This window comes from Actinomycetota bacterium (genome assembly GCA_013152275.1).
In the GTDB taxonomy this organism is placed as follows: domain Bacteria; phylum Actinomycetota; class Acidimicrobiia; order Spongiisociales; family UBA4744; genus BMS3Bbin01.
Window position 1 is genome coordinate 1 of sequence record JAADGS010000019.1, and the last position, 4895, is coordinate 4895.

At 60.9% G+C, this 4895-nt stretch carries 5 protein-coding genes; 4 read left to right on the forward strand and 1 reads right to left on the reverse strand.

Annotation, left to right across the window (positions count from 1 at the left end):
• The first annotated feature begins 233 nt into the window (after positions 1-233).
• Together GXP34_01935 and GXP34_01940 are read left to right on the forward strand one after the other, a co-directional pair.
• Positions 234-842 (forward strand): PadR family transcriptional regulator, encoded by a 609-nt coding sequence (locus tag GXP34_01935; protein ID NOY54724.1) that lies wholly within the window; start codon positions 234-236, stop codon positions 840-842.
• Positions 842-1564 carry an ABC transporter ATP-binding protein gene (locus GXP34_01940; protein ID NOY54725.1) on the forward strand — a complete coding sequence of 241 codons (723 nt, stop codon included), beginning with the start codon at positions 842-844 and terminating at the stop codon, positions 1562-1564. Before GXP34_01935 ends, GXP34_01940 begins: the two co-directional genes overlap by 1 nt.
• A gap of 380 nt (positions 1565-1944) precedes the next feature.
• On the opposite strand, the gene GXP34_01945 is transcribed toward GXP34_01940, so the two are convergent.
• Entirely contained in the window at positions 1945-2145 is a 201-nt protein-coding gene (locus tag GXP34_01945; GenBank protein ID NOY54726.1) for a hypothetical protein, read from the reverse strand.
• Positions 2146-2151: 6 nt separating this feature from the next.
• On the opposite strand from GXP34_01945, the gene GXP34_01950 reads away from it, so the two are divergent.
• Complete coding sequence (locus GXP34_01950) at positions 2152-4077, forward strand: ABC transporter permease (protein NOY54727.1); 1926 nt, start codon at positions 2152-2154, stop codon at positions 4075-4077.
• Between the two features lie 76 nt (positions 4078-4153).
• Positions 4154-4684, forward strand: coding sequence for a GNAT family N-acetyltransferase (locus GXP34_01955; protein ID NOY54728.1), 531 nt, complete (start codon positions 4154-4156; stop codon positions 4682-4684).
• The last annotated feature ends 211 nt before the right edge of the window (positions 4685-4895 follow it).

A 4895-nucleotide genomic window follows, 5' to 3' on the forward strand; every position in this document is an offset into this window, starting at 1 on the left:
CAAACACCATCGCGAGCAAGGCGATACGTTTCATAACACGCTCCTTCCGCCTTCAAGAGTATGACGCAGACCACCATGAGTAAGGTTCCCACCAACTCAAAGTAGTCGTTGTGTAAGGGATCTGGAGGAGTCGTCCCAGCGTGCCCGCGACCATGTTTCTACTTCCTTGACCGAGCTTGTATACCGGGTATACTACTAGAACATATACCCGGTATACAGAGAGTGGTGGGTGCGTGTCGGTTCAGATGAGTTTGTTGTCGATGCTTGACGAGCGACCGATGTACGGTCTTGAACTCAAGAACGGATTCGAGGCCCGGACCGGGGGTGTATGGCCGCTCAACGTGGGTCAGGTGTACACGACCCTGGGCCGTCTGGAGCGCGATGGTCTCGTGGCGCTCCACTCCGAGGATGGCGGCAACAAAGCATATGTGATCACCGACGAGGGACGAATACTTCTTGGCGAGTGGTTCGATAGTCCGCTTCGGTCGTCGGCCCCACCCCGTGATGAGGTAGTGCTGAAGATGTTGCTCGCTGCATCCAAGCCGAACGTGGATGTGACACAGGTCATCCAGGCCGAGCGGCGCGCAGCAATTGAACAGCTCCAGGGATACACCCGGCTCAAGACGACGGAACCGAACAAGGACGACCTGGGGTGGATGATGTTGCTTGATTCGCTGATTTTCAAGGCGGAGGCGCGGGTTCGATGGTTGGACGTGTGCGAGGCGCGCATCGCCCAACAGGCCCCAGGAACTGGACGTACATCGATGGAGAATCAGCCCGGATGGATCGCCGCTCGAGACGAAGCGGTTCCGGACACTGAGAAAGATCGGCAGGTGCTCTGATGTCCGCTGTTCTTGAGCTTCGACGGGTCACCCGAATTCACGGTACCGGGCACGTCAGAGTCGACGCACTAGTGGATACGTCGCTCGTCGTGGACGCGGGAGAGATGGTTGCGGTGATGGGTCCATCGGGCTCCGGGAAAACAACACTGCTGGCCCTTGCCGGTGGCTTGGATGAACCAACAGATGGTGTTGTGCTCGTGGAAGGAGAAGATCTCGGATCCTTGGACCGAAGCACTCGGGCGCGCCTGCGGAGACGACGTGTCGGGTACGTGTTTCAAGAGCTCAATCTGATCGATGTTCTCACTGCGTCCGAAAACGTGTCGTTGCCGCTCGAACTGGACGGTGTCGGGGGTCGAGAGGCGCGAGCCTCGGCCCGGATCGCCCTTGAGAAACTCGGTCTTAGTGAGTTAGCTGACCGATTCCCGGAGGACCTCTCGGGCGGCGAGAGACAACGGGTGGCGATAGCTCGGGCAACCGTCGGCAACCGCATACTTCTGCTTGCGGATGAGCCGACCGGTGCGCTCGATTCCCTCACGGGGGAGTCGGTGCTGCGTCTCATGCGCCAGCACTGCGACGATGGCGGGGCCGCCGTTCTTGTCACCCACGATGCTCGCCTGGCTGCATGGGCTGACCGCATTGTCTTCCTCCAGGATGGCCACCTTGTCGACGAGTCGAGTAGACCGGTAGAGGTGGAGTCACTCCTGGGAGAGGCCTCGACATGAATGTCATCGGGGGATTGTGGCCGCTCTTCAGAATTGCCTGGCGTCAGACCAGACGGAACCCGTGGCGAAATCTGCTGGTTGTGACGCTGATCGCTCTGCCGGTACTCGGTCTGACCTTCGCTCAGATCGTCGTAGCCACGACAACCCCAACCTCAGAGGAGCTGGCCACTGGAATTATCGGCGACGCCGACGCGAGGGTCCCCAGCTCAGTTGCGAGTTCGGACGCACTCTCTCTTCTGCCGGATCAGGTCGACGTCGTCGTTCGAACAAGCTGGGAGACCCAAACGGTCGTCGGGGGAAGGAACGCCCTTGTCATCGTCAACGACATCCTCCCAGAGGATCCGATACTCGGGTCTATGTACAAACTCCTAGAGGGTCGGTCACCCGAGTCGGTGAACGAAATCGTAGTCGCGCCGCCCGTCCTCGAGGCTTTCGGCGTCGAAGTCGGTGACGAGATCAAAATCGGTGACGAGAGAGTCCCCTTTCGCGTTGTTGGAGTAGCTGTCTATCGCGAAGGAATATCCGAGCCAATAGGTCTTGTGCAGCCGGGCGCGCTCAACCGAACTGTTGACGCGAGACAATCCGGCGTGTTTATTCAATACGCCGAAGGCGCCACAGACGCAACCCGGAACCGGACGATCGAGCTATTCGGATCCGACGGCTACACCGATCGGTGGGTGTTTGCGCTCCTCCCATCGGAATCGAATGCAACGGGGATGCAGTTCGCCGCGACCGCGGTCGTGTTAGTCGCAGCCGGTCTGATCGTTGGTACCGCGTTCGAAGTCTCTGTCCGTCGGCAGTTGCGATTGTTTGGGCTCGTGACAGCGACCGGGGGAGAGCCACGTCATGTGTTCTCGCTCACTGTTGCGTCCAGCGTCGTTCTTGGTCTTATGGGTGCTGTTGTGGGTGTTCTGGCAGGCTCGTTGGCTGCAATGGCCGCCAGTCCCTACCTGGATAGGATCGTGGGCCGGCTCTCAGGACCTCTGGAGTTTCCGATCCTCGGCATCGTTGGCGGGGCGCTGCTGGGACTTGTCGCGGCGGTCCTGTCCGCCCTGCGGCCTGCCCGGACAGCAGCCCGGATTACTGCTATCAACGCTCTCGCCGGACGCCTGCCCCGCCCCCGATCGGCAGTGCGACTAGCCCGAATTGGCGTTACTACCACCGTTGCTGGTGCGGTCCTCACGGGTGTCGGCACTGTTCGCGGCGGCGCCACGCTACCGACGATTGGCCTGATCGGTATCGTTGTTGGAACACTGGCGTCGATTCCGATGTTGGTAGGTTGGGTTGGTCGGATTGCGGCCCGGCTCCCGCTGTCTGGTCGAATCGCGGCTCGGGACACTGCTCGGTATGGTCGCCGTACCAGCGGAGCGGTTGCCGCGGCAGCAATAGCGCTGGCTCTGCCGGTTGCCGCTGCAGCGGCAATGTCGACGGATAGTGCCGTCCGTGAGGCAAACCCTGCGATGGCGGCGAACCTTCTCATCGTCAGGCCGTCAGAGACTGACGAACCGGTGGACACGAGTCATCCTCTTATGCGAGAGCTAGTCAGCGAGCTGTTCCCCGACGCTTCGGCGGCCACCATTGTTGCGGCAGCGTTCGACTCAGGCCGGTACTCGTTGCCCGACGAAGAGTCGGTGAGGGACTTTGAGTATCGGGCAAATTTCATTGCACCGGGAGAGCCGCACGCTGACGGGAGCGAGACGGTGCTGTCAGGAGCGATATACATAGGGGATGCCGACCTGCTCCGTGCTCTGGGTGCCGAGCGGTCGATCCCCGATCTGGAGAAAGGTGTTGCAATCGCGTTCGACCCTGCCTTCGTCGACGGTGATGTGACGTACCTCCAGCAACCGAACACTGATTTCGCCTACGTCGAGGAGGCGGGAGAGTACTGGTTGGGGAGTCGCGCAATCCCGGCAGTCGTTGCCGACGCTCCGCGAGCTGGACGAGAGCTTCCCGACATGGTCGTGTCTTCCAGAAGGGCTGCGGAACTCGGGCTGACACGCACTGCGTTCCCGGAGCTTCTATTGGCTGCGGCCGCGCCCATCTCCAGCGAGCAATTGGCTGCGGCTCGCGCCGTAACTGCCCGGTATGCGGGGGCGTCGATCCTTGGCCTCGAGGACACCAGGTCGAATACGTCGCTCGTGCGCGTCGCGTTGGTCGCTGCAAGCGGCCTGTTGGCGCTGGCGATTGTCGGGGTAGCACTCGGTTTGGTAGCAGCCGAGTCTCGGCGCGATCAGGCGATCATGGATGCGGTCGGTGCCGGAGGGTGGACCCGCCGCAAGATAGTTGCCAGCGGCGCGATGTTGGTTACTGCACTGGCGGCGATGCCGGCGGTGCTGATCGGGTTCCTACCGATTTCGATATACAACGTGCTGACCACTCCGGCACTGCCTGTCGTCGTCCCGTGGCCGACCATCGGTGCTGTTCTGGTCGTGATCCCACTCGTCGCTGGAGCGATCGCGTTCGTGGCAACAAGACGACCGTCGTCCGGCTATCTACGCCGAACCGCAACCTAGCCCGTTCGAACGGATCCGATCGGTCGGGATCCTGTACGAGCCCCGAATCCGTGCCGGTCTGCAGTACAGTTCGTAGATGGAGTTCCCGAGAACTATCGAGACGGTGCGGCTCGTGCTGCGGCGGACGGCTGTTGCCGATGCGGATGCCGTGTTCGCCTACGCTTCGGACCCCGCGGTAATGCAGTTCCTGCGTCGTGCACGATCGACTGATATCTCCGAGTCGATCAGTTTTCTGGAACGCAATGAAAGTGTCTGGGAGACGGGCGACACCTTCCCTTGGGCGATCACGGTGAAACCCGATCCGTTATTGGTCGGCATGATCGAGGCGCGTGTTTCGGATCATGGTGTAGAACTGGGTTATGTGCTTGCTCGATCGGCGTGGGGGAACGGCTATATGGCCGAGGCCGCCCAGGCCGTTGTCGACAGCGCCTTCGGCGATCCGGACGTGTTCCGGGTTTGGGCGTACACCCATGTTGACAACTCTGCGTCCCGTCGAGTGATGGAGAAGATCGGTATGAGCCGGGAGGGTGTACTCCACCGTTGGGCGTTACACCCGAATTCGTCGGGGGAACCCTCCGATGCGTACATGTACGCCGTGTGGCGTTGAGCGCTGCTCATCGGCGAAGCTCGGACTCGAGAGAAGTAGCGGTCACATGGGTCGGGCAATATCGGAAACCGTACCGCCGTCTACTTCGATGATGTAAGCGGTATTTCCCAGGAGTTGCACGCCTGGATATCTGTGGCTGCGTCAGCTTCTCCGGAATGGATATCACGGTCGTACTGATCTCGGAATCGGTTAAACCGGGTGTGAGTGAGGG

Bases quoted from the DNA above. Each gene is read 5' to 3' on its own strand.
- GXP34_01940 (NOY54725.1), top strand. From the start codon at position 842: ATGTCCGCTGTTCTTGAGCTTCGACGGGTCACCCGAATTCACGGTACC.
- GXP34_01955 (NOY54728.1), top strand. From the start codon at position 4,154: ATGGAGTTCCCGAGAACTATCGAGACGGTGCGGCTCGTGCTGCGGCGG.